The organism is Stutzerimonas azotifigens (genome assembly GCF_013522725.1).
In the GTDB taxonomy this organism is placed as follows: Bacteria; Pseudomonadota; Gammaproteobacteria; order Pseudomonadales; family Pseudomonadaceae; genus Stutzerimonas; species Stutzerimonas azotifigens_A.
The window spans coordinates 318,216-341,049 of the sequence record NZ_JAAMRF010000003.1 but is presented as its reverse complement, the minus strand read 5'-3'; the positions used below and the strand labels follow the sequence as shown (position 1 = coordinate 341,049).

19 protein-coding genes are annotated in these 22,834 nt (G+C 64.2%); 11 read left to right on the top strand and 8 right to left on the bottom strand.

The window, feature by feature from the left end; translation table 11 throughout:
- The first annotated feature begins 143 nt into the window (after window positions 1-143).
- The 5 genes from glnA (at window position 144) to ntrC (ending at window position 5,583) form a co-directional block, all read left to right on the top strand.
- Complete coding sequence (gene glnA / locus G7026_RS07460) at window positions 144-1,547, top strand: glutamate--ammonia ligase (RefSeq protein WP_181070122.1); 1,404 nt, start codon at window positions 144-146, stop codon at window positions 1,545-1,547.
- 153 nt (window positions 1,548-1,700) lie between these two features.
- Window positions 1,701-2,270 (top strand): DUF4124 domain-containing protein, encoded by a 570-nt coding sequence (locus G7026_RS07455; protein WP_181070121.1) that lies wholly within the window; start codon window positions 1,701-1,703, stop codon window positions 2,268-2,270.
- Window positions 2,271-2,275: 5 nt separating this feature from the next.
- On the top strand, window positions 2,276-2,899 hold the full coding sequence (locus G7026_RS07450; RefSeq protein WP_181070120.1) for a DUF4124 domain-containing protein: 624 nt from the start codon (window positions 2,276-2,278) through the stop codon (window positions 2,897-2,899).
- Between the two features lie 168 nt (window positions 2,900-3,067).
- Window positions 3,068-4,150, top strand: coding sequence for a nitrogen regulation protein NR(II) (gene glnL / locus G7026_RS07445; RefSeq protein ID WP_181070119.1), 1,083 nt, complete (start codon window positions 3,068-3,070; stop codon window positions 4,148-4,150).
- Window positions 4,147-5,583 (top strand): nitrogen regulation protein NR(I), encoded by a 1,437-nt coding sequence (gene ntrC, locus G7026_RS07440; protein ID WP_181070118.1) that lies wholly within the window; start codon window positions 4,147-4,149, stop codon window positions 5,581-5,583. Before glnL ends, ntrC begins: the two co-directional genes overlap by 4 nt.
- 50 nt (window positions 5,584-5,633) lie before the next feature.
- Here the strand turns inward: ntrC and G7026_RS07435 are convergent, their stop codons facing one another.
- The gene (locus tag G7026_RS07435; protein WP_181070117.1) at window positions 5,634-6,074 is read right to left on the bottom strand and encodes a hypothetical protein; all 441 of its coding nucleotides are present in this window, start codon (window positions 6,072-6,074) and stop codon (window positions 5,634-5,636) included.
- On the opposite strand from G7026_RS07435, the gene G7026_RS07430 reads away from it, so the two are divergent.
- Both G7026_RS07430 and G7026_RS07425 read left to right on the top strand, forming a co-directional pair.
- Entirely contained in the window at window positions 6,073-6,567 is a 495-nt protein-coding gene (locus G7026_RS07430) for a tRNA (cytidine(34)-2'-O)-methyltransferase (RefSeq protein ID WP_181070116.1), read from the top strand. The genes G7026_RS07435 and G7026_RS07430 overlap by 2 nt on opposite strands.
- A gap of 127 nt (window positions 6,568-6,694) precedes the next feature.
- Window positions 6,695-9,052, top strand: coding sequence for an FdhF/YdeP family oxidoreductase (locus G7026_RS07425; RefSeq protein WP_181070115.1), 2,358 nt, complete (start codon window positions 6,695-6,697; stop codon window positions 9,050-9,052).
- 42 nt (window positions 9,053-9,094) lie between these two features.
- On the opposite strand, the gene G7026_RS07420 is transcribed toward G7026_RS07425, so the two are convergent.
- From G7026_RS07420 to trxA, 4 genes are all read right to left on the bottom strand, one after another.
- Window positions 9,095-10,063: a CDP-6-deoxy-delta-3,4-glucoseen reductase gene (locus G7026_RS07420; protein WP_181070114.1), complete on the bottom strand. Its 969-nt coding sequence runs from the start codon at window positions 10,061-10,063 to the stop codon at window positions 9,095-9,097.
- 57 nt (window positions 10,064-10,120) lie between these two features.
- Entirely contained in the window at window positions 10,121-11,587 is a 1,467-nt protein-coding gene (gene ubiD, locus G7026_RS07415; protein ID WP_181070113.1) for a 4-hydroxy-3-polyprenylbenzoate decarboxylase, read from the bottom strand.
- A gap of 122 nt (window positions 11,588-11,709) precedes the next feature.
- Window positions 11,710-12,969 carry a transcription termination factor Rho gene (gene rho, locus G7026_RS07410; RefSeq protein ID WP_138408055.1) on the bottom strand — a complete coding sequence of 420 codons (1,260 nt, stop codon included), beginning with the start codon at window positions 12,967-12,969 and terminating at the stop codon, window positions 11,710-11,712.
- 239 nt (window positions 12,970-13,208) lie between these two features.
- Window positions 13,209-13,535 carry a thioredoxin TrxA gene (trxA, locus tag G7026_RS07405; protein WP_181070112.1) on the bottom strand — a complete coding sequence of 109 codons (327 nt, stop codon included), beginning with the start codon at window positions 13,533-13,535 and terminating at the stop codon, window positions 13,209-13,211.
- 257 nt (window positions 13,536-13,792) lie between these two features.
- On the opposite strand from trxA, the gene ppx reads away from it, so the two are divergent.
- Window positions 13,793-15,295: an exopolyphosphatase gene (gene ppx / locus G7026_RS07400; protein WP_181070111.1), complete on the top strand. Its 1,503-nt coding sequence runs from the start codon at window positions 13,793-13,795 to the stop codon at window positions 15,293-15,295.
- A gap of 18 nt (window positions 15,296-15,313) precedes the next feature.
- Here the strand turns inward: ppx and ppk1 are convergent, their stop codons facing one another.
- The gene (ppk1, locus tag G7026_RS07395; protein WP_181070110.1) at window positions 15,314-17,524 is read right to left on the bottom strand and encodes a polyphosphate kinase 1; all 2,211 of its coding nucleotides are present in this window, start codon (window positions 17,522-17,524) and stop codon (window positions 15,314-15,316) included.
- Between the two features lie 18 nt (window positions 17,525-17,542).
- A complete protein-coding gene (gene hemB / locus G7026_RS07390) occupies window positions 17,543-18,556 on the bottom strand; it encodes a porphobilinogen synthase (RefSeq protein ID WP_181070109.1) in 1,014 nt (337 codons plus the stop codon).
- Window positions 18,557-18,860: 304 nt separating this feature from the next.
- Between hemB and elbB the strand changes: the two genes are divergently transcribed.
- The 3 genes from elbB (at window position 18,861) to G7026_RS07375 (ending at window position 22,389) form a co-directional block, all read left to right on the top strand.
- Window positions 18,861-19,526 carry an isoprenoid biosynthesis glyoxalase ElbB gene (elbB, locus tag G7026_RS07385; protein ID WP_181070108.1) on the top strand — a complete coding sequence of 222 codons (666 nt, stop codon included), beginning with the start codon at window positions 18,861-18,863 and terminating at the stop codon, window positions 19,524-19,526.
- Between the two features lie 137 nt (window positions 19,527-19,663).
- Window positions 19,664-20,134 (top strand): thioesterase family protein, encoded by a 471-nt coding sequence (locus tag G7026_RS07380; protein ID WP_181070107.1) that lies wholly within the window; start codon window positions 19,664-19,666, stop codon window positions 20,132-20,134.
- Window positions 20,135-20,226: 92 nt separating this feature from the next.
- Entirely contained in the window at window positions 20,227-22,389 is a 2,163-nt protein-coding gene (locus G7026_RS07375) for a putative bifunctional diguanylate cyclase/phosphodiesterase (RefSeq protein WP_181070106.1), read from the top strand.
- On the opposite strand, the gene G7026_RS07370 is transcribed toward G7026_RS07375, so the two are convergent.
- Window positions 22,355-22,819, bottom strand: a complete 465-nt coding sequence (locus tag G7026_RS07370) for a YaiI/YqxD family protein (protein WP_181070105.1) — start codon at window positions 22,817-22,819, stop codon at window positions 22,355-22,357. The genes G7026_RS07375 and G7026_RS07370 overlap by 35 nt on opposite strands.
- Window positions 22,820-22,834 lie beyond the last annotated feature (15 nt).

Genomic DNA, 22,834 nt, shown 5'->3' with positions numbered 1-22,834 from the left:
CCGTTTTCGCTGGCCCGGACCCATCCTTGGGCACTGGCATGCAATTTGCTCTCTTGTGAGGCAGGTTGCCTTGGCGGAACATCCCTGCCCGGCTTCATCCTGATTCGGAAGCTCTGCCATGCTTCCACCACTTGGAGAAAACCATGTCGAAGTCGCTTCAACTGATCAAAGATTACGATGTGAAGTGGATTGATCTGCGCTTCACGGATACCAAAGGCAAGCAGCAGCACGTGACCATGCCGGCTCGCGACGCCGACGACGATTTCTTCGAGCACGGCAAGATGTTCGACGGCTCCTCGATTGCCGGCTGGAAAGGCATTGAAGCTTCCGACATGATCCTGATGCCGGACGACAGCACCGCGGTGCTGGATCCGTTCACCGAAGAGCCGACCCTGATCCTGGTCTGCGACATCATCGAGCCCTCGACCATGCAAGGCTACGAGCGCGACCCACGCGGCATCGCCAAGCGCGCCGAGGAATTCCTCAAGTCGACCGGCATCGGTGACACCGTATTCGTAGGTCCGGAACCGGAATTCTTCGTCTTTGACGAAGTGAAGTTCAAGTCCGACATCTCCGGCTCGATGTTCAAGATCTTCTCCGAGCAGGCTTCCTGGAACACCGACTCCGACATCGACGGCGGCAACAAGGGCCACCGCCCGGGCGTCAAGGGCGGCTACTTCCCGGTACCTCCGGTCGATCACGACCATGAAATCCGCACCGCCATGTGCAACGCCCTGGAAGAAATGGGCCTGGTCGTCGAAGTCCACCACCACGAAGTGGCGACTGCCGGCCAGAACGAAATCGGCGTGAAGTTCAACACCCTGGTGGCCAAGGCCGACGAAGTCCAGACTCTCAAGTACTGCGTGCACAACGTCGCCGACGCCTACGGCAAGACCGCGACCTTCATGCCGAAGCCCCTGTATGGCGACAACGGCTCGGGCATGCACGTACACATGTCGATCTCCAAAGACGGCAAGAACACCTTCGCAGGTGAAGGCTATGCCGGCCTGTCCGATACCGCCCTGTACTTCATCGGCGGCATCATCAAGCACGGCAAGGCGCTGAACGGCTTCACCAACCCGTCGACCAACTCCTACAAGCGTCTGGTCCCGGGCTTCGAAGCACCGGTCATGCTGGCTTACTCGGCCCGCAACCGCTCCGCCTCGATCCGCATTCCCTACGTCAACAGCCCGAAGGCTCGCCGTATCGAAGCGCGCTTCCCGGACCCGGCTGCCAACCCGTACCTGGCCTTCGCAGCACTGCTGATGGCCGGCCTGGACGGCATCCAGAACAAGATTCACCCCGGCGATGCTGCCGACAAGAACCTGTACGACCTGCCGCCGGAAGAAGCTGCCAACATCCCGCAGGTATGCGGCAGCCTGAAAGAAGCGCTGGAAGAACTGGACAAGGGCCGCGCCTTCCTGACCAAGGGCGGCGTGTTCACCGACGAGTTTATCGACGCTTACATCGAGTTGAAGGCGGCCGAGGAAATCAAGGTACGCACCTTCGTACACCCGCTCGAATACGATCTGTACTACAGCGTCTGATCCCTGCGGCATAGGCGTGACGAGAGGCCTCCTTCGGGAGGCCTTTTTCGTTTAGGCCAGACAACGGGCACGCGCTCACAACGCCGTATCGTCGCGCTTGCCAGCGACGGGTGCCGGTGCAATCTTAGCCGTTCATCTCGACGGAGACCGGACATGCGCGCCCTGCTCGCTAGCTTGATGCTGCTTCTGGCCCTGCCAGCCGCGGCACAGATCTACAAATACACAGACGCCAATGGCAACACGGTCTTCACCAACCAGCCGCCGGACGGCGTGAGCGCCGAGTCGGTGGAGCTGCCGCCTACCAACACGGTCGATATCAAGACTCCCGCACCGCCGCCGCCATTGCCCTCGGACAGTGAAACGGCAAGGACCGCCGCGCCCTATTCGCAACTCGCCTTGGCGGGCATCCCGGACGAAGAAGCGCTGCGCGCCAACAACGGCACCTTCAGCGTCGGCGTATCGATCGATCCCGCGCTGCGCCCCGGTCACAGCCTGCGCCTGCTGCTCGACGGGCAGCCTTATGGTCAGCCTACCAACGTACCCATGTTGCAGCTGGTCAATGTCGATCGCGGCGAGCACAGCCTGGCCGTCGAGGTTCTCGCCAATGGGCGCTCGATTCAGCAGAGCGCACCGGAGGTGTTCACGATCCAGCGCGTCAACACCAGCAGCCCGGCGCTGCGGCCGAAACCGACACCGCCCGCTCCACCCAAGAAAGGGCCGTGACCGCCATGTGTCGTCTGCTTCTGTGCCTGATGCTGTTCAGCCCGCTGGTTACGGCCCAGGTCTATACCTACATCGACCAGGACGGCAATCGGGTCTTCACCGACCGTCCGACGGAGGGGGCCAAGGCCATCGAGCTGGCGGCGCCTAACGCCATGCCGGCACCGCAGGCTCGACGTCTTGCACCGCTACCCTCGGCGGACGAGAACAAAGCCAAACCGGCGCTGGGCTATGGCCTGCTGCGGATACTGGTACCCGGCCCGGACGCGACGGTCAACAACAACGCCGGCGATCTGATCGTGACCGCCACCAGCGATCCCGCCCTGCAGGAAGGACACGCCTACCGCCTGATCCTGGATGGCCAGGTCAGTGGATCGCCCGGCCGCAGCCCCGTCTTCGCCCTGAGCAATCTCGACCGCGGCACACACCACATCTCGGTCGAGATCATCGACCAGGGCGGCCGCATTCTGGAAAAGACGCCTAGCCAGCCCTTCCATGTGAGGCGCGTCTCGCTGGCCCAGAAACGTATGGTCAACCCATGCAAGAAGAACGACTACGGCGTACGCCCGGAATGTCCCATCGCGGACAAGCCCAAGGAAGAAGGCGGCATGAGCATCCTGCCCTTTTTCTGATCGCTGTTTGCACTTTTTTGGTGCATAAGCTTGCTTTCTATTCCCTTCAACACCATTTTGGTTCAGCGCGCGCCCTGACGGGCGCCGTGGCATGCAGGCCTGCGCCGCTATGGCGCGCTTTGGTTTGCTTCTTGCATTTCATGATCACCCACCGAATGCAGACAAGCCATGATCAACGATGCCCTGCAGAGCCTGCTGCTAGAGAATCTCACCACCGCGACGCTGCTGCTCAACGCCAAGCTTCGCCTGGAGTACATGAACCCGGCGGCCGAGATGCTGCTGGCGGTGAGCGGACAGCGTAGCCACGGTCAATTCATCAGCGAGCTGTTCACCGAGTCGCCCGAAGCCTTGGCCGCACTGCGCCAGGCGGTGCAGGAAGCTCACCCGTTCACCAAGCGCGAGGCTGTGCTGAACTCCGGTAATGGCAACACCCTGACCGTGGATTACGCGGTGACGCCGATTCTCTGTCGCCGGGAAACCATGTTGCTGCTCGAAGTACATCCCCGGGACCGATTGCTGCGCATCACCAAGGAAGAAGCACAGCTGTCCAAGCAGGAAACCACCAAGATGCTGGTGCGCGGCCTGGCCCACGAAATCAAGAATCCACTGGGCGGCATTCGTGGCGCCGCTCAACTGCTCGCCCGCGAGCTGCCCGACGAGCAGCTGCGCGACTACACCGAAGTGATCATCGAAGAGGCCGACCGCCTGCGTAATCTGGTCGACCGCATGCTCGGCTCGAACAAGCTTCCGTCGCTGTCGATGACCAACATCCACGAGGTACTCGAGCGCGTCGCCAATCTGATCGAAGCCGAATGCCAGGGCGGCCTCATTTTGGTGCGCGACTACGACCCGAGCATTCCCGAAGTCCTGATGGATCGCGAGCAGATGATCCAGGCGGTGCTGAATATCGTACGCAACGCCATGCAGGCCCTGGCCAGCCAGAGCGACCTCGGACTCGGTCGCATCACCCTGCGTACGCGCACCCTGCGCCAGTTCACCATCGGTCATATCCGCCATCGACTGGTGACGCGCATCGAGATCCAGGACAACGGGCCGGGTATACCGGCCGAACTGCAAAACACGCTCTTCTATCCGATGGTCAGCGGACGCCCCGACGGCACCGGGCTCGGCCTGGCCATTACCCAGAACATCATCAGTCAGCACCAGGGTCTGATCGAGTGTGAGAGCCACCCCGGCCACACCACGTTCTCGATTTTCCTGCCGCTCGAACAAGGAGCCCTTGCCCCATGAGCCGAAGCGAAACCGTCTGGATCGTAGATGACGACCGCTCCATCCGCTGGGTATTGGAGAAAGCCTTGCAGCAGGAGGGCATGACCACCCAGAGCTTCGACAGCGCCGACGGCGTCCTCGGCCGCCTGGCACGCCAGCAGCCCGACGTGATCATTTCCGACATCCGTATGCCCGGGGCCAGCGGTCTCGACCTGCTGGCACAGATCCGCGAGCACCACCCGCGCCTACCCGTGATCATCATGACCGCGCATTCGGACCTCGACAGCGCAGTGGCCTCCTACCAGGGGGGCGCCTTCGAATACCTGCCCAAGCCGTTCGACGTCGACGAGGCGGTTTCGCTGGTCAAGCGCGCCAACCAGCACGCCCAGGAACAACAAGGTCTACAGGCACCCGCCGACCTGCACCGCACCCCTGAAATCATCGGCGAGGCGCCGGCGATGCAGGAGGTATTCCGCGCCATCGGACGCCTGTCGCATTCCAACATCACGGTGCTGATCAACGGCGAATCGGGCACCGGCAAGGAACTGGTCGCCCACGCGTTGCACCGCCACAGCCCGCGCGCCGCATCGCCGTTCATCGCTCTGAACATGGCCGCGATCCCGAAGGACCTGATGGAATCGGAGCTGTTCGGCCACGAGAAAGGGGCGTTCACCGGTGCGGCCAACCAGCGTCGCGGCCGTTTCGAACAGGCCGACGGCGGCACCCTGTTCCTCGACGAGATCGGCGACATGCCGGCCGACACCCAGACGCGCCTGCTGCGCGTACTGGCTGATGGCGAGTTCTACCGGGTGGGCGGACATACGCCGGTGAAGGTGGACGTGCGCATCATCGCCGCCACGCACCAAAACCTCGAAGGATTGGTGCAGGCGGGCAAGTTCCGCGAAGACTTGTTCCATCGCCTGAACGTCATCCGCATCCACATCCCGCGCCTGGCGGACCGCCGTGAGGATATTCCGGCATTGGCGCGTCACTTCCTCGCCAGCGCCGCTCAGGAACTGTCGGTCGAACCCAAGCTGCTCAAGCCACAGACCGAAGATTACATGCGCCACCTGCCGTGGCCGGGCAACGTGCGCCAGTTGGAGAACACCTGCCGCTGGATCACGGTGATGGCGTCCGGGCGCGAGGTGCATGTCGACGACCTGCCGCCGGAACTGCTCAGCCAGCCGGCCGACGCGCAGCCGGCGAACAATTGGGAACAGGCGTTGCGCCACTGGGCCGATCAGGCGCTGGCGCGCGGCCAGTCGAACCTGCTCGACGAGGCGGTGCCGGCGTTCGAGCGGATCATGATCGAGACCGCGCTCAAGCACACCGCTGGGCGCCGGCGTGATGCGGCGATCCTGCTCGGCTGGGGGCGCAACACCCTGACCCGCAAGATCAAGGAACTGGGCATGCGCGTCGACGGTGCCGACGACGAGGAAGGCGACGACGCCTGATTCGCCTACGAAAAGCCCGGCGTCTGCCGGGCTTTTCGTTCTTCCCTCTTTTATTGCGGCGCGAGCGAAACCCTCACCCCCCAGCGCCCCTCCTCCTTGCCTTCATTCAGCGTCGCCCGTAGCGGCCGGGTCGCGACGAAGTGCAGCAGCAAGCCTCGCTCGGTGTTCTGCAGCCGCCAGCTGACCACCCCTGCGGCGCCGTTCAGTTGACCGTTCTGCGCCGCCCCCTGCGACTCGAAGAGGATGGCGAAAGCGCCGTCCAGATGCTGCTCCTGGCGCGGCGGCTCGCGGCTGAACCAGAGCTGCACCCCTTCGCCGAACGGCACGACCTCCAGCAGCTCCACCGGCCCGGGCGCCGTGAGCCGACCGATCATCACCCCCACCAGCAGACCGATCAGCGCCAGCGAGGCGAGAAAGCGACGCCACAGGCGAGGTCGCGGATCCTCCGGCGCAGTAGAATGGCGGTCGTCTTCCGTATCGGTGCCCTGCATGTTCCACGTGATCCTCTTCCAGCCGGAGATTCCGCCCAATACCGGCAACATTATCAGGCTCTGTGCCAACACCGGGTGCGGCCTGCACCTGATCGAGCCGCTGGGCTTCGAGCTGGACGACAAGCGCCTGCGCCGTGCCGGGCTGGATTATCACGAATACGCACCTCTGCAGCGCCACCCGGACCTCGACAGCTGCCTGGATCTGCTCGGCCTGCCGCGCCCCGGCAGCGCTCCGTCAGACGATGGCCCCCGGCTGTTCGCCTTCACCACCAAGGGCTCGCAGCCCTTTCACGAGGTGGGTTTTCGGCGCGGCGATGCCTTCCTGTTCGGCCCGGAGAGCCGGGGCCTGCCGACCGAGATCCGCGACGCCTTTCCCGAGTCGCAGCGCCTGCGGCTGCCGATGCAACCGGACAGCCGCAGCCTGAACCTGTCAAACACGGTCGCGGTAGCAGTCTATGAAGGCTGGCGGCAGCTCGGTTTCGCGACCCGCTGATCGGCCGCTTTGTATCAGGCCTTTGCCTGATCGCCCCGCTCGACGGATCGTCCTGAACGATCGACAGAGGGCCACGTCGTAACAAAGAAGCCCACCGCGCCGCCGAGCGCCAGAACAGGGGAACGACGTGAGCAAGCCGAACTTCAAGCCCTACACCTCACCCGCGGGCGGATGGGGCTCCGCCTATTCCGTAGCCAATATTCTGATCCGTCAGAAGGTCTCGCCGAGGAACGCCGCGCTGCTGCTCAAGCAGAACAAAGCAGTCGAGGGGTTCGCCTGCGTCAGTTGCGCCTGGGCAAAGCCGCACCCGGCCAAGCCGCTGGAATTCTGCGAGAACGGTGCCAAGGCCACGGCCTGGGAGAACACCAGCCAGCGCTGTGGGCCGGACTTCTTCGCTCGGCATTCGGTCACCGAACTGCTCAACTGGGCCGACTTCGACCTGGAGCGCCAGGGCCGGCTGACCCATCCCATGCGCTACGATCCGGCCAGCGACCGCTATCAACCGGTCAGCTGGGATGAAGCGTTCGAGGAGATCGGCCGCGAACTAAAGGCGATGGCCGACCCCAACGAAGTGGTCTTCTACATGTCCGGCCGTGCGTCGCTGGAGACCGCCTATGCGTTCAGCATCCTGGCGCGGATGTACGGCACCAACAACCTGCCCGACAGCTCGAACATGTGTCACGAAAGCACCTCGATCGCGCTTCCGGAAAGCATCGGTGTGCCGGTGGCGACCGTCACCTTGCACGACATGAAAAAAATGGACGGCATGCTGTTCTTCGGCCAGAACACCGGCACCTCCAGCCCGCGCATGCTTCATCAGTTGCAGGAAGCCCGCGAGCGGGGCGCACCGATCATCACCTTCAACCCCATCCGCGAACGAGGCCTGGAACGCTTCGCCAACCCGCAGTCTCCAGCCGAGATGGTCACGCCGAAGGAGACGGTGATCAGCACCCAGTATCACCAGCTGCAAATCGGTGGCGATATCGCAGCCATCGCGGGCATGTGCAAGGCACTGTTCGACCTGGACGACCAGGCAATCGCTGCCGGTAGCCGACGCGTGCTCGACGTGGCCTTCATCGAACAGCACACCCACGGTTTCGAGGACTTCGAGCGCAAAGTACGCGGCTACGACTGGAAGCAGCTGGAGCGCCGTTCGGGCCTGACCCGCGGGGCGATGGAGGCTGCCGCGCGCAGCTATGCCTCCTGCGAGCGGGTGATCGCGGCCTACGGCATGGGCCTGACTCAGCACCGCTACGGCGTGCAGACGATCCAGATGCTGGTCAACCTCCTGCTGCTGCGCGGCAACATGGGCAAGGAAGGCGCCGGCATCCTGCCCGTGCGCGGCCATTCCAACGTCCAGGGCCAGCGCACGGTAGGGATCACCGAAAAGGCTGCGAAGGCGCCCGCGGACAATCTGCGGCGCCAGTTCGGCTTCGAGCCGCCGAGCGAGGATGGCGTCAATACCGTCGAGGCCTGCGAGGGAATCCTGGCGGGCCGGATCAAGGGCTTCGTCGCAATGGGCGGCAATTTCGTGCGCGCCGTTCCCGACACGTTGCAGATGGAACCGGCCTGGCGCCGGATGCGCCTGTCGGTCCAGGTATCGACCAAGCTCAATCGGACCCATCTGATCACTGGCCAGGTGAGCTACATCCTGCCGTGCCTTGGGCGCACGGAGATCGACCGCCAGGCCACTGGCGAGCAGTACAACACGACGGAAGACAGCACCGGCTGCATCCGGGCCTGGCGCGGCGTGGCCACGCCCGCGCACGAGGGACTGCTCTCGGAGCCTGCCATCGTCGCCCGCCTGGCCAAGGCTGCCCTGGCGCCGAACCCGAAGCTCGATTGGGATGCCTGGGTCGCCGACTACAACCTGATCCGCGACGCCATCGCCGAGAGCTATCCGGACATTTTCCACGACTTCAATGTACGGATGATGGAGCCGGGCGGTTTTCATCGGCCGCTCGGGGTCAGCAAGCGCGAGTGGGCCACCGAAACCGGCAAGGCCAATTTCATCAACCCGCCGTCGCTTTCCGAAGATCCGGACACCGAAAAAGGCGGGCACGAACGGCGCGATGTTCTGCAGCTGATGACGCTGCGCAGCAACGACCAGTTCAACACCACGGTGTACGGCTACAACGACCGGTTCCGCGGCATCAACGGCACCCGCGCGGTGATCATGATGAACCGCAACGACATCGGCCGGCTGGGGCTCGCCGAAGGCGACAAGGTCGAGGCGATCACGGTCACCGACGACGGCGTGCATCGTGTCGTCGCGCCCCTGCGGGTGACGCCCTACGACATTCCCGAAGGCTGCTGCGCCGGCTACTACCCCGAGTGCAACGCGCTATTGCCGATCTGGCATCACGCCGAACGCAGTAAAGTGCCGGCGGCCAAGTCGATACCGGTCAAGTTACGCAAGATGCTGCACCTGACCGATCGCTCGAGCGTGCCCATCGAACCGCTGCCACCGGCCGGCGCCGCCTGATCCACAACCTGCGGCGGCCTGACTCGGTCGTCGCAGCCTGCGTCAGTCGCGGGGAGCGTAGGCGAACACGTCGGCGCGCATCTGATGCGCATCCATGCCGGCTTCGACCAGCGCATCGAGCGTGCCGTACACCATCGCCGGCGAGCCGCTGGCATAGACGTGCAGGGCACCGAGGTCGGAGAAATCCTCGCGGATCGCTTCGTGCAGCATGCCGCAGCGCCCTTCCCAGCCGCAGAGGTCGCTGACCACCTGGTGCAGGGTCAGGTTGGGTGTCTGCAACCACTGGTCCCAGCCGGCGATGTAATAGAAATCGTCCGGCTGACGCGCCCCCCAGTACAGGTGAACCGGATGCGCGAAGCCTGTGGCGCGGCAGTACTCGACCAGGCTGTGCATCTGCGCCATGCCGGTGCCGGCGGCAATCAGCACCAGCGGTCCATCAGGCAGTTCGGCGAGATGAGTGTCGCCGAAGGGCATCTTCACGCGCACGCTGCTCTGCTCGCGCAGATAGCCGATCAGCCCGATATTGGTGTCGTCACGCGCGAGAATATGCAGCTCGAGTTCGCGGCCCGATTGCGGAGCCGAGGCCAGGGAAAACGCGGCGAATTCGCCGTCCTGGCGCTGCAGCAGCAGGTATTGCCCGGCGTGATAGCGCGGCGCCTTGCCGGCCGGGGCCAGCAGCCGCACGCGAAACACGTCGCCGCCCACCGCCTCGCACTCGGTCACCTGGCAGCTGAATTCGCGCACCGGCAGCTCGCCGGGCGCCAGCACGCCATCCCAATGCAGCACGCAATCTTCCAATGGTACGGCCTGACAGGTCAGCAGCTCGCCCTGTTCGATCGTCTCGAAGCCCTGCTGCACACGTCCCTCGACCAGCAATGCCGCGCATACCAGGCAATTGCCGTTGCGGCAGCTGTGGGGGCTTTCATAGCCCAGGCGCCGAGCCGCATCGAGGATGCGCTCGCCGGGCAGGGTCTGCAGCACGGCGCCGGAAGGTTGCAGCGTCACTCTCATCAAAAAGTCGTTCCCGTACAGGCAAGTGGAGCGCCACCGCGAGCGGCGGCGGCTTAATCAGTCGATTCCCAGCTGCGACCAGAGTTCGTCGACACGGTGCTTGACCGCCTCGTCCTGGACAATGGCGCGACCCCATTCCCGCGAGGTTTCGCCCGGCCACTTGTGGGTCGCATCGAGCCCCATCTTGCTGCCCAGACCGGAAATCGGCGAGGCGAAATCGAGGTAGTCGATCGGCGTGTTGTCGATCATCACCGTGTCGCGCTTGGGGTCCATGCGCGTGGTGATGGCCCAGATCACGTCGTTCCAGTCCCGGGCGTTGATGTCGTCATCGGTGACGATGACGAACTTGGTGTACATGAACTGGCGCAGGAAGCTCCAGACGCCCAGCATCACCCGCTTGGCGTGGCCGGGGTACTGCTTCTTCATGGTCACCACCGCCATGCGGTAGGAACAGCCTTCGGGCGGCAGGTAGAAGTCGGTGATTTCCGGAAATTGCTTCTGCAGGATCGGCACGAACACCTCGTTCAAAGCCACGCCGAGGATCGCCGGCTCATCCGGCGGTCGGCCGGTGTAGGTGCTGTGGTAGATGGCATCGCGGCGCCGGGTGATGCGCTCGACGGTGAATACCGGGAAGCGATCGACTTCGTTGTAGTAGCCGGTGTGGTCACCGTAGGGACCTTCATCGGCCATCTCGCCGGGGTAGATGTGCCCTTCCAGGACGATCTCGGCGCTGGCCGGCACCTGCAGGTCGCTGCCCCGGCATTTGACCAACTCGGTCTTGTGGCCGCGCAGCAGGCCGGCAAAGGCGTATTCGGAGAGCGAGTCGGGAACCGGCGTGACCGCACCGAGAATGGTCGCCGGATCGGCACCCAGGGCAACGGCGACCGGATAGGGCTTGCCCGGAAACTTCTCGCACCAGTCGCGAAAGTCCAGCGCACCGCCGCGATGGCTGAGCCAGCGCATGATCACCTTGTTGCGCCCGATCACCTGCTGGCGGTAGATGCCGAGGTTCTGCCGCTCCTTGTTCGGACCACGGGTCACCGTCAGGCCCCAGGTGATCAGCGGCCCGGCGTCGCCCGGCCAGCAGGTCTGCACCGGCAACTGGCCGAGATCGACGTCCTCACCTTCGATCACCACTTCGTGGCAAGGCGCATCCTTGAGCACCCTGGGCGCCATGGACAGGACCTTTTTGAAGATCGGCAGCTTGGACCAGGCGTCCTTGAGACCCTTCGGCGGGTCCGGCTCCTTTAGGAAAGCCAACAACTTGCCGATCTCGCGCAGCTCCGACACCTCGTCGGCACCCATGCCGAGCGCCACGCGCCCTGGCGTCCCGAACAGGTTGCCGAGCACCGGCATGTCGAAGCCTACCGGCTTCTCGAACAGCAGCGCCGGCCCCTGCTTGCGCAGCGTGCGGTCGCAGATTTCGGTCATTTCAAGGACGGGCGAGATAGGCGTCTGGATGCGCTTGAGGTCGCCGCGCTGTTCCAGGCCGCGGATAAAGTCGCGCAGATCGCGATACTGCATGCATGTGCCTCGCAGGGGCGTGCGGGTCGGGGCGCAAAGTTTAGCCTTGAAGGCGTGCGATCCAAAACCTGCAGATAAACGAAGGCCGGGTTTCCCCGGCCTCGTGTGCAACGGCTCGCGCGTTACTTGCGCTTCATGGACATGAAGAACTCGTCGTTGGTCTTCGTGTCCTTGAGCTTGTCGAGCATGAACTCGATCGCGGCGATCTCGTCCATCGGATGCAGCAGCTTGCGCAGAATCCAGATGCGCTGCAGCTCTTCCTCGCTAGTCAGCAGTTCTTCGCGGCGGGTGCCGGAACGGTTGATGTTGATCGCCGGGAACACGCGCTTTTCCGCGATACGGCGGTCCAGCTGCAGTTCCAGGTTGCCGGTACCCTTGAATTCCTCGTAAATCACCTCGTCCATCTTCGAGCCGGTTTCAACCAGCGCCGTAGCGATGATGGTCAGCGAACCGCCTTCCTCGATGTTGCGCGCGGCGCCGAAGAAACGCTTGGGCTTTTCCAGGGCATGGGCGTCGACACCACCGGTGAGTACCTTGCCGGAGCTCGGGATCACGGTGTTGTAGGCACGCGCCAGGCGGGTGATGGAGTCGAGCAGGATCACCACGTCCTTCTTGTGCTCGACCAGGCGCTTGGCCTTCTCTATCACCATCTCGGCGACCTGCACGTGGCGGGTCGGCGGCTCGTCGAAGGTGGAAGCGACCACTTCGCCGCGCACGGTGCGCTGCATCTCGGTCACTTCTTCCGGGCGCTCGTCGATCAAAAGGACGATCAGGTGGCACTCGGGGTTGTTGCGGGTGATGTTGCTGGCGATGTTCTGCAGCATGATGGTCTTGCCCGCTTTCGGCGGGGCGACGATCAGGCCACGCTGGCCCTTGCCGATCGGCGCGCAGAGGTCGATCACCCGTCCGGTGAGGTCCTCGGTGGAGCCGTTGCCGGCTTCCATGGTCAGGCGCTTGTTGGCGAACAGCGGAGTCAGGTTTTCGAAGAGGATCTTGTTCTTCGCGTTCTCCGGCCGATCGTAGTTGATCGAGTCGACCTTGAGCAGTGCGAAGTAACGCTCGCCTTCCTTCGGCGGGCGGATCTTGCCGACGATGGTGTCCCCGGTGCGCAGGTTGAAGCGACGGATCTGGCTGGGCGAGACGTAAATGTCGTCCGGACCGGCCAGATAGGAAGAGTCCGCCGAGCGCAGGAAACCGAAGCCGTCCTGGAGGATCTCCAGGACGCCATCACCGGAAATCTCCTCACCGCTCTTCGCGTGCTTTTTAAGCAGCGAGAAAATGACGTCCTGCTTGCGCGAACGGGCCATGTTTTCGATGCCCATCTGTTCGGCCATTTCCAGCAGTTCGGTTATGGGCTTTTGCTTGAGTTCGGTCAGATTCATAGAGAGAGATCAGGAAGGATGAAGAAAGCGTTTAGCTTGAGAAGCCGCGCAGCAGGAAGCGAACAGGTTCGCTGTACTCAGTCGGGCAGGAGTGCGTCGGCGACGGCATGCAGGGGGCGACGAAAGAAGCGTCGCAGTGCCGAATCTATCACCGCGCAACCGGAGCGTCTAGCCATGCGGTGAAAAAAAGCCCCGCTTCGCGCAGGGCCTTTTCTGGTGGAGCGTAGAGCCCGCCGGGCTCAGATGTTGCTGTCGAGGAAAGCCGCCAGCTGCGACTTCGACAATGCACCAACCTTGGTCGCCTCGACGTTGCCGTTCTTGAACAGCATCAGGGTCGGGATACCGCGTACGCCATACTTGGGCGGCGTATCCTGATTCTCGTCGATGTTCAGCTTGCACACCTTCAGCTTGCCCTGATAGTCCTTGGCGATCTCGTCGAGAACCGGGGCGATCATTTTGCACGGGCCGCACCATTCGGCCCAGTAGTCCACAAGGACGGGGCCTTCGGCCTGGAGAACATCCTGTTCGAAACTGCTGTCGCTGACTTTGGTGATGTATTCGCTCATGGATTTTCTCCGGGGGTCGGAAACCAGAAAGTGTCGGCCATCATAGCCCGGCTTTTCCCCTACCGGAAGCAGCAAGCCATTGAGCCTGCCAATGAGTCAAGCGTGAAAAATCAATGAACGCGACGGCTTCGTAGGGATCGAAAGGCCAGTTCACCATGCCGAATTGGACGGTGGAGGGCTGCGACAAGATGGCAGATCGCGTTGGCGAGAGCCGCCTATCGTGTCAGGATGTCCGCGTTTTGCATCGAGAATTTTCCATGCTCCAACCCCCCGCCGAGACTTCGCCGCTGATCGCCGCCATCGATCTGGGCTCGAACAGTTTTCACATGGTGCTCGCCCGCACGAGCAATGGCGAGATGCGGATTCTCGAGCGCCTCGGCGAAAAAGTGCAATTGGCGGCCGGTATCACCGAAGACCGCCAGCTCACCGAAGAGGCGATGCAGCGCGGCCTGGATTGCCTGAGACGCTTCGCCCAGCTGGTCAATCATCTCCCAGATGGCGCGGTCCGCATCGTCGGCACCAATGCCCTGCGCGAGGCGCGCAACCGGGCGGAGTTCATCCGTCGAGCCGAGGAAATCCTGAGCCATCAGGTCGAGGTGATTTCCGGGCGCGAGGAAGCGCGACTGATCTATCTGGGCGTGTCCCATACGTTTCCCGGCGCAGCGGGCAAGCGCCTGGTGGTCGACATCGGCGGCGGCAGCACCGAGTTCATCATCGGCCAGGATTTCGAGTCGCTGCTGCGCGAGAGCCTGCAGATGGGCTGCGTCAGCTTCACCCAGCGCTATTTCCGCGACGGCAAGATCACCGCGGCGCGCTACGCCCAGGCCTATACCGCGGCGCGCCTGGAACTGATGGGCATCGAGCACGGCCTGCGCCGCCTCGGCTGGCAGGAGGCGGTGGGCGCCTCGGGCACCATTCGCGCCGTGGGCCTGGCGATCAAGGGGGGCGGCCATGGCAACGGAGAAGTCAATGCCGAAGGCCTGGCCTGGCTCAAGCGCCGACTGATCAAGCTCGGCGAGGTCGAACGCATCGATCTTGACGGGGTCAAGCCGGACCGCCGCAGCATCTTCCCGGCGGGCCTGGCGATCCTCGAGGCGGTGTTCGACGCGCTCGAACTGACCCGCATGACGCACTCCGAAGGCGCGCTGCGCGAAGGCGTGCTCTACGACCTGGTGGGGCGCCACCACCACGAGGATGTTCGCGAGCGTACCCTTGGCTCACTGATGGAGCGCTATCACGTCGACACCGAACAGGCCGCGCGCGTCGAAGCCAAGGCGCTCGAAGCCTTCGATCAGGTCGCCGAAGCCTGGGGCCTCGATCAGGAATGGCACCGCGAATTGCTCGCCTGGGCCGCGCGAGTGCATGAAGTCGGCCTGGACATCGCCCACTATCACTACCACAAGCACGGCGCCTACCTGATCGAGCATTCGGATCTGCCAGGCTTCTCGCGTCAGGACCAGCAAATGCTGGCGCTGCTGGTGCGCGGCCATCGCCGCAACATCCCCAAGCAGAAATTCGAGGAGCTCACCAGCGAGGGCACCCAGCTCACCCGCCTGTGCGTGCTGCTGCGTTTCGCGATTCTCTTCCACCACATCCGCGGGCCGCAGCAGGCGCCGACCTGTCTGCTGAGTGCCAGCGACAACAGCCTGGACATCGCTTTTCCAGAGGGCTGGCTGGCCAGCAACCCGCTGACCCAAGCCGACTTCGTCCAGGAAGCGGAGTGGCTCAAACGCATCGACTTCACCCTCAGCATTCGCTGAGGGCCTGCCCTGCGCTGATCAGCGTGCGCTGACCACCGGCGTCGTGAGCCTGTCCAGCAAGGTCGCCTGGGCGACCCGCGGATTGGCATTGCCGCTCGGGCTGTTGCGCACGTAGCTGCCGTCGGGCTGCAGCACCCAGCTCTGGGTATTGTCGCTCAGATAGGTTTCCAGCTCGCGCTTGACCCGCGTGACCAGCTTCTTGCCTTCGACCGGGAAGCAGGTCTCCACGCGCCGGTCGAGGTTGCGCTCCATCCAATCGGCACTCGAGAGATAGAGCTTCTCGTCCCCGTCGTTGAGGAAATAGAACACCCGGCTGTGCTCGAGGAAACGGCCAATGATCGAGCGCACGTAGATGTTGTGCGAGACGCCGGCGATTCCGGGGCGCAGACAGCACATGCCGCGCACCACCAGATCGATGCGCACCCCGGCCTGGCTGGCCTTGTAGAGCGCGCGGATGATCTTCGGATCGGTCAGCGAGTTAATCTTGGCCATGATGTGCGCGGCCTTGCCTTCGCTGGCGTGCTGGGTCTCCCGGGCGATCATGTCCAGCAGGGTCTTCTTCAGCGTGAAGGGCGCGTGCAGCAGCTTCTTCATGCGCATGGTCTTGCCCATGCCGATCAGTTGGCTGAACAGTTTGGAGACGTCTTCGCAGAGCGCATCGTCCGAAGTCAGCAGGCTGTAGTCGGTGTACAGCCGCGCATTGCCGGCGTGGTAGTTGCCGGTGCCGAGATGGGCGTAGCGGCGCAGCTCGCCGTTCTCGCGCCGCAGGATCAGCATCATCTTGGCGTGGGTCTTGTAGCCCACAACGCCGTAGATCACCACCGCACCGGCGGCCTGCAGGCGGCTGGCCAGCTGCAGGTTGGATTCCTCGTCGAAACGCGCTCGCAGCTCGATGACCGCGGTCACCTCCTTGCCGTTGCGCGCGGCTTCGACCAGCGCGTCGACGATCTCCGAGTTGGCCCCTGAGCGGTACAGCGTCTGCTTGACGGCCAGCACGCAGGGATCCTTGGCCGCCTCGCGCAGCAGATCGACCACCGGGGTGAACGACTCGAAGGGATGCAGCAGGAGGATGTCCTGCTTGCCAACCACGTTGAAGATGTTCTGGCTGTTCTGAAGCAGCCTGGGGATCGCCGGGGTGAACGGCGCATATTGCAGCTCCGGGTGGCTGTCCAGCCCGGTGATGCTGAACAGGCGGGTGAGGTTGACCGGACCGTTGACCTGATACAGCTCGCTCTCGTTGAGGTTGAACTGCTTGAGCAGAAAGTCCGACAGGTGCTTGGGGCAGGTGTCGGCGACTTCCAGGCGCACCGCATCGCCGTAGCGGCGCGAGAACAGCTCGCCGCGCAGCGCGCGCGCCAGGTCTTCGACGTCTTCGGTGTCCACCGAGAGGTCGGCGTTGCGGGTCAGGCGGAACTGGTAGCAGCCCTTGACCTTCATGCCGTGGAACAGGTCGTCGGCGTGGGCGTGGATCATCGAGGAGAGGAAGATGTAGTTCGCCCCCGGCCCGCCGACATCCTCGGGCACACGGATCACCCGCGGCAGCAATCGCGGCGCTGGAATGATCGCCAGACCCGAGTCGCGGCCGAAGGCGTCGATGCCCTCGAGCTCGACGATGAAGTTCAGGCTCTTGTTGACCAGCAACGGGAAGGGATGCGTCGGATCGAGGCCGATGGGGGTGATGATCGGCGCGATTTCGTCGCGAAAGAAACGACGCACCCAGGCCTTGTGCTTGGTGGTCCAGTGGCGGCGCCGGATGAAGCTGATCTGGTGCTTGGCCAGCGCCGGGAACACCACGTCGTTGAGGATCGCGTACTGCCGGTCGACCTGCTCGTGGACCAGTTCGGAGATGCGCGCCAGCGCCTGATGCGGCTGCAGGCCGTCGGCGCCGGCCTGCTCGCGGGCGAAGTTGATCTGCTTTTTCAGCCCGGCGACCCGGATCTCGAAGAACTCGTCGAGGTTGCTGGAGAAGATCAGCAGGAACTTGAGCCGCTCGAGCAACGGATAGGACTCGTCGAGCGCCTGCTCGAGCACGCGGATGTTGAACTGCAGCTGCGACAGCTCGCGATGGATGTACAGGCTGCTGTCATCCACCCCGGGGACCGGCGCAGGTGCCGGCGGCGGGGCCTCGAGCACCGGTTCGGCCTCGATCGCCGACACGGCGGCCGGCGCCTCCAGGTCCGGTGGCGTGGTTTCGCGCAGTTCGGCTTCGCTGAGTCCTTCGTTCGTCATCGTCTCGCCTCGGAGGGCTTAGTGGCCCTGTCTCAATTGTTGTGCCGCCTGCTTGGCGAAGTAAGTGAGGATGCCATCGGCCCCGCCACGCTTGAAGGCCGTCAGCGATTCGAGGATCACCGCCTCGCTGAGCCAGCCGTTCTGGATCGCCGCCATGTGCATCGCATATTCGCCGCTGACCTGATAGACGAATGTCGGCACGCGATAGGCATCTTTTACACGCCAGAGGATGTCCAGGTACGGCATCCCAGGTTTCACCATGACCATATCAGCGCCTTCTGACAGATCTGCTGCAACCTCGTGCAGCGCCTCGTCGCCATTGGCCGGGTCCATCTGGTAGGTGTTTTTGTTGCTCTTGCCGAGGTTCGCCGCCGAGCCCACCGCATCGCGGAACGGCCCGTAGTAGGCGCTGGCGTACTTGGCCGAATAGGCCATGATCCTGACGTTGCTGTGATCGGCCAGCTCGAGCGCCTCGCGAATCGCCTGGATGCGGCCGTCCATCATGTCCGAAGGCGCGACCACCTGGGCACCGGCCTCGGCATGGGAAAGTGCCTGCTTGACCAGCGCATCGACGGTCACGTCGTTCTGCACGTAACCGTGCTCGTCGAGAATGCCGTCCTGCCCGTGGGTGGTGAAAGGGTCGAGGGCCACATCGGTGATCACGCCGAGCTCCGGGAAGCGCGCGCGCAAGGCGCGGGTGGCACGCTGGGCGATGCCCTCGGGATTCCAGGCCTCGGCCGCATCGAGGGATTTCTTCTCCAGCGGAGTGACCGGGAACAGCGCGAGGGCGGGAATGCCCAGCGCCACCAGTTCCTCGGCCTCTTCGAGCAGCAAGTCGATCGACAGCCGCTCCACGCCCGGCATCGACGGCACCGGCTCGCGGCGGTTCTCGCCGTCGAGGACGAACACCGGCAGGATCAGATCGTCGACGGTCAGTACGTTTTCCCGCACCAGACGACGAGAGAACTCGTCACGGCGATTGCGACGCAGGCGAGTGGCGGGAAACATCCGGTTGGCGGCAACGATACTCACGACAGACTCCAGGCCCGCAGAACGGGCGAATATGACAGTTATAGGCCGCACAGATGACCAATAGATGACAGTCAGGTCAGCTGCGATCAGCAAGCCGGCCCATTGTGGCCAGCCTGGCCGGGCTCTGCCAGTGCTTTGCGATCCCTGCCCGGCGACGGAAAAGCGCAGCCGAGCGCGGCGACGGCTGAACACCGGCCCGCTGCGCGACTCCAAAGGTCAGGGCATCATTGGGCTTACCTGAGCGGTCGCCAGGCATTAGCATCGCCGACATGGCCGTAGGCCCCTTTCGCTGAGGAGTACCCGCATGAATAAAAAAGTCGCTGTGATTCTTTCCGGGTGTGGTGTGTATGACGGTTCGGAAATCTACGAGAGCGTGGCCACCCTGTTGCGCCTGGACCAGCGCGGCGCGCAGGTGCAGTGCTTCGCCCCCAACATCGCGCAGATGCACGTGGTCAACCACCTGACGGGCGAAGAAATGCCCGAGACGCGCAATGTGCTGGTCGAGGCCGCGCGTCTGGCGCGGGGCGACATCAAGGACCTGCGCGAGGCCAACGCCGATGACTTCGACGCGCTGATCGTGCCCGGAGGCTTCGGCGCTGCCAAGAACCTCTCCGATTTCGCCAAGAACGGTGCCGCCTGCAGCGTACTGCCCGACGTCCTGTCGGTGGCGCAGGCTTTCGCCAAGGCCGGCAAGCCGGTGGGCCTGATCTGCATCGCACCGGCCATGGCGGTTCAGATCTTCGGGCCGGGCGTGGTCTGCACCCTGGGCCACGACGACGACCCGGCCGCCGCGGCCGTGCGCGAAATGGGCGCCGAGCACAAAGCCTGCGAGGTGACCGACATCATCGAGGACAGCGAGCGCAAGCTGGTCACCACGCCGGCCTATATGCTCGCCCAGTCGATCAGCGATGCCGCCTCGGGTATCTACAAGCTGGTCGACCGCGTGCTGGAGATGACCGCCGAGGCCTGAGCCGCAGCGCGCCGGCCGCCCAGCCGGCGCTTTCAGGGCGATCATGCCAATCGCCGCGCCGCTCCTGCCTCCCGGCTGGTCAAGCGGAGGCCGTTGCGTCAGCGTGCAGGCTTTCCGATACGCCTGCGGATATTCCCATGACCAGCGCTCCGTTCATCCTCTCCGACGAGCAACGCCTCGCAGTGCGCAGCCTCTTCGAGCGCATCCCGTTCAACCGCAGCCTGGGCATCGAGCTCGACGAAGTGTCCAGCGAGCGCGTCGTGATGCATCTTCCGATGAAGCCCGAACTGATCGGCAACTTCGTCCAGGGCATTCTTCATGGCGGCGTGATCGCCTCCTTGCTCGACGTGGTCGGCGGCGCCATGGCGCTGGTCGGTGCGTTCGAAAAACACCAGCACCTGAGCACCGAGGAGCGCATGGCCAGGCTGTCGCGCCTGGGCACCATCGATTTGCGCATCGATTACCTGCGCCCTGGCCGCGGCCAGCGCTTCAGTGCCAGCGCGGCGCTGCTGCGTTCAGGCAACAAGGTGGCGGTGGTGCGCTCCGAGCTGCACAACGAGGACGGGGTACTGGTAGCCGTCGGCACCGGCACTTATCTTTGCGGCTGAGCGGCCGATAAATATTGCAGGCCAGCCACGCCCACATGGGCGAGAATCGCCACACGCAACAGGCAGAACGCCTGCCCCACGAGTGCCACCCCATGGTTCCATTGCAGTTTCTATCCGACATGCCGCCCGGACATGTCGCCCTGCTCGATAGCAGCCATTCCCCTTCCCTGGTGGTACTCGCCTACCTGATCGCCAGCGCCGCCGCCTTCACCGCCCTGGCCATGGCCGACCAGGTCGGCCATAGCGTCAGCGGTCGTGGCCGCGAGGTCTGGCGCTGGATCGGCGCCCTCGCGCTGGGCGGCGGCATCTGGTCGATGCACTTCGTCGCCATGTTGGCGTTCAAGGCGCCGATCGAGATCGCCTACGACCACCGCATCACGCTGGCCTCGCTGCTGATCGCCGTGGCGGTGTCCTATGTGGTAATGCGACTGCTCAGCCGCGAACGGCTGACACCGTCGCAATACCTGCTGGCTGCCGTCGCCGCTGGCATAGGCATCGCCTCCATGCATTACAGCGGCATGGCGGCGATACGTTCGATCGCCACCGCCTACTACGACCCACTGACGTTCACGCTCTCGGTGCTGATCGCCATCGGCGCCTCGCTCGCGGCCCTGGTCCTGGCGTTCCACTTCCGTGGCAAGCGCGGCAGTCATCTGCAACTGCAGCGGGTGCTGTGCAGCCTGGTAATGGGCCTGGCCATCGTCTCGATGCACTTCACCGGCATGCACGCGATGACGCTGGCGGTGCCCGCCGGCCAGCTGCTGCCTCCCTTCAACCATGCCGGCTCCCACTCCCAGGACAGCCTGGGCATGGCCATCGCGGTGGTGGCGCTGCTGATCATCGCCGCCGGAATCGCCGCGAGCTGGGCCGAACGCCGCTACGCGGAACAGCGCCAGGTGCTCGACCTGGTCGAGAGCCAGCTCAACGCGATCACCCACTACGACCCGCTGACCAACCTGTTCAACGGCCGCGCCTTCACCCAGATGGTGACCCAGGTGCTGGCCGCCCAGCAGCAACCGCATCAGGGCCTGTCGGTGCTGGTCATCGACCTCGACAACTTCAAGCGCATCAATGACAGCCTCGGCCACCGGGCCGGCGACCTGGCACTGCAACAGGTGGCCCAGCGCATCCGTGGCGTGCTCGGCCCCAAGGACGTGCTGGCCCGTTTCTCCGGAGACGAATTCTGCATTCTCGCGCTGCTCGACAGCCCGGCGCAGGCCGAACAGCTGGCGGTGCGGATTCTGGAGCAGCTACGCCCACCCTTCGCACTGGCCGGCGCGCAGCTGCAGCTGACCGCCAGCATCGGCATCAGCCATCACCCTCTGGATGGGACGAGTTTCGACGAGCTGTTCAAGCACGCCGGGCTGGCGGTCGGGCAATGCAAGGCGAGCGGGCGCAACCGCAGCCTGCGCTTCGATCCGGCGCTGATGCTGCGTGCCCGGGAAGACCTTTCGCTGGAACAGGACCTTCGCCGCGCCCTGAACGAAGGCCTGCTCGAAGTCCATTACCAGCCCATCGTCGATGCCCGCAACGGCCGTGTGCTGAGCCTGGAAGCGCTGGCACGCTGGAACCATCCGCAGCACGGCCCGATAAGCCCGGACCGCTTCGTCTCGCTGGCCGAGCAGCACGGTTTCGTCAGCGAGCTCGACGCCTGGGTGGGTCGGCGCGCCTGCGCCGACCTGCGTCACCTGAACCGGATCGGCTACGACTGGCTGCGGGTGGCGGTCAACTGCTCGGCGCTCAATCTGTCCAACGCGGCGCTGCCCCACGGGATTGCGGCCGTTCTCGCCGAGGTCGGGCTGGAGCCTTCGAGGCTCACGCTGGAAGTCACCGAGAACGCCCTGATGAACAACCTTAACTCGGCCGTGGAGATCCTCAACGCGATCCGCGCGCAGGGCATCATGATTTCCATCGACGATTTCGGCAGCGGCTATTCCTCGCTGGCCTACCTGCGCAAACTGCCGGTGGACACCCTGAAGATCGACCGCTCCTTCATCATCGAGCTGAACGAGCAGAACAGCGACCGGGCCATCACTGCCGCGATCATCGCCATGGCGCACAAGCTGCAGCTCAAAGTCGTCGCCGAAGGTGTGGAGGATCAGGTGCAGCTGAGCTACCTACAGGAAAACGGCTGCGACATGATCCAGGGCTACCTGTTCAGCCGACCGCTGCCGCTGCCCGCGCTGATCGACTGGCTGGCACAGCGCACGCCTGCGCCACTCAGCGAGCCGGCTGCTCACGTGCCAGGCGTGTAAGCAACCGGTCCAGCGCATTGGCGAAGGCCTGGCGGTCACGCTCGCCATAGGCCGCCTGGCCTCCTCCGACCTGCCCTTGCTCGCGCAGGTCGGTGAACAGGTTGCGCACCGCCAGGCGCTCGCCCATGTTGCGCTCGTCGAACTCGCGCCCCCGCGGGTCGAGCGCAGCCACACCCTTCTTGACCAGGCGATCGGCCAGCGGCACATCGCTGCAGATCACCAGTTCGCCGGGCACGGCATGCTCCACCAGGTAATCATCCGCGGCATCAGGACCGCTGGGCACCACGATCAGCCGCACGCAGGCGAAAGCAGGCTTGGCCTGGCTCTGTCCGGCAACCATTACCACCTCGAAACCGCGCTTCAAGGCAAACTTCACCACCTGATCGCGTGCCCCCCGGGGGCAGGCGTCCGCATCGATCCAGACCCGCATGCATCGAACCTCGTG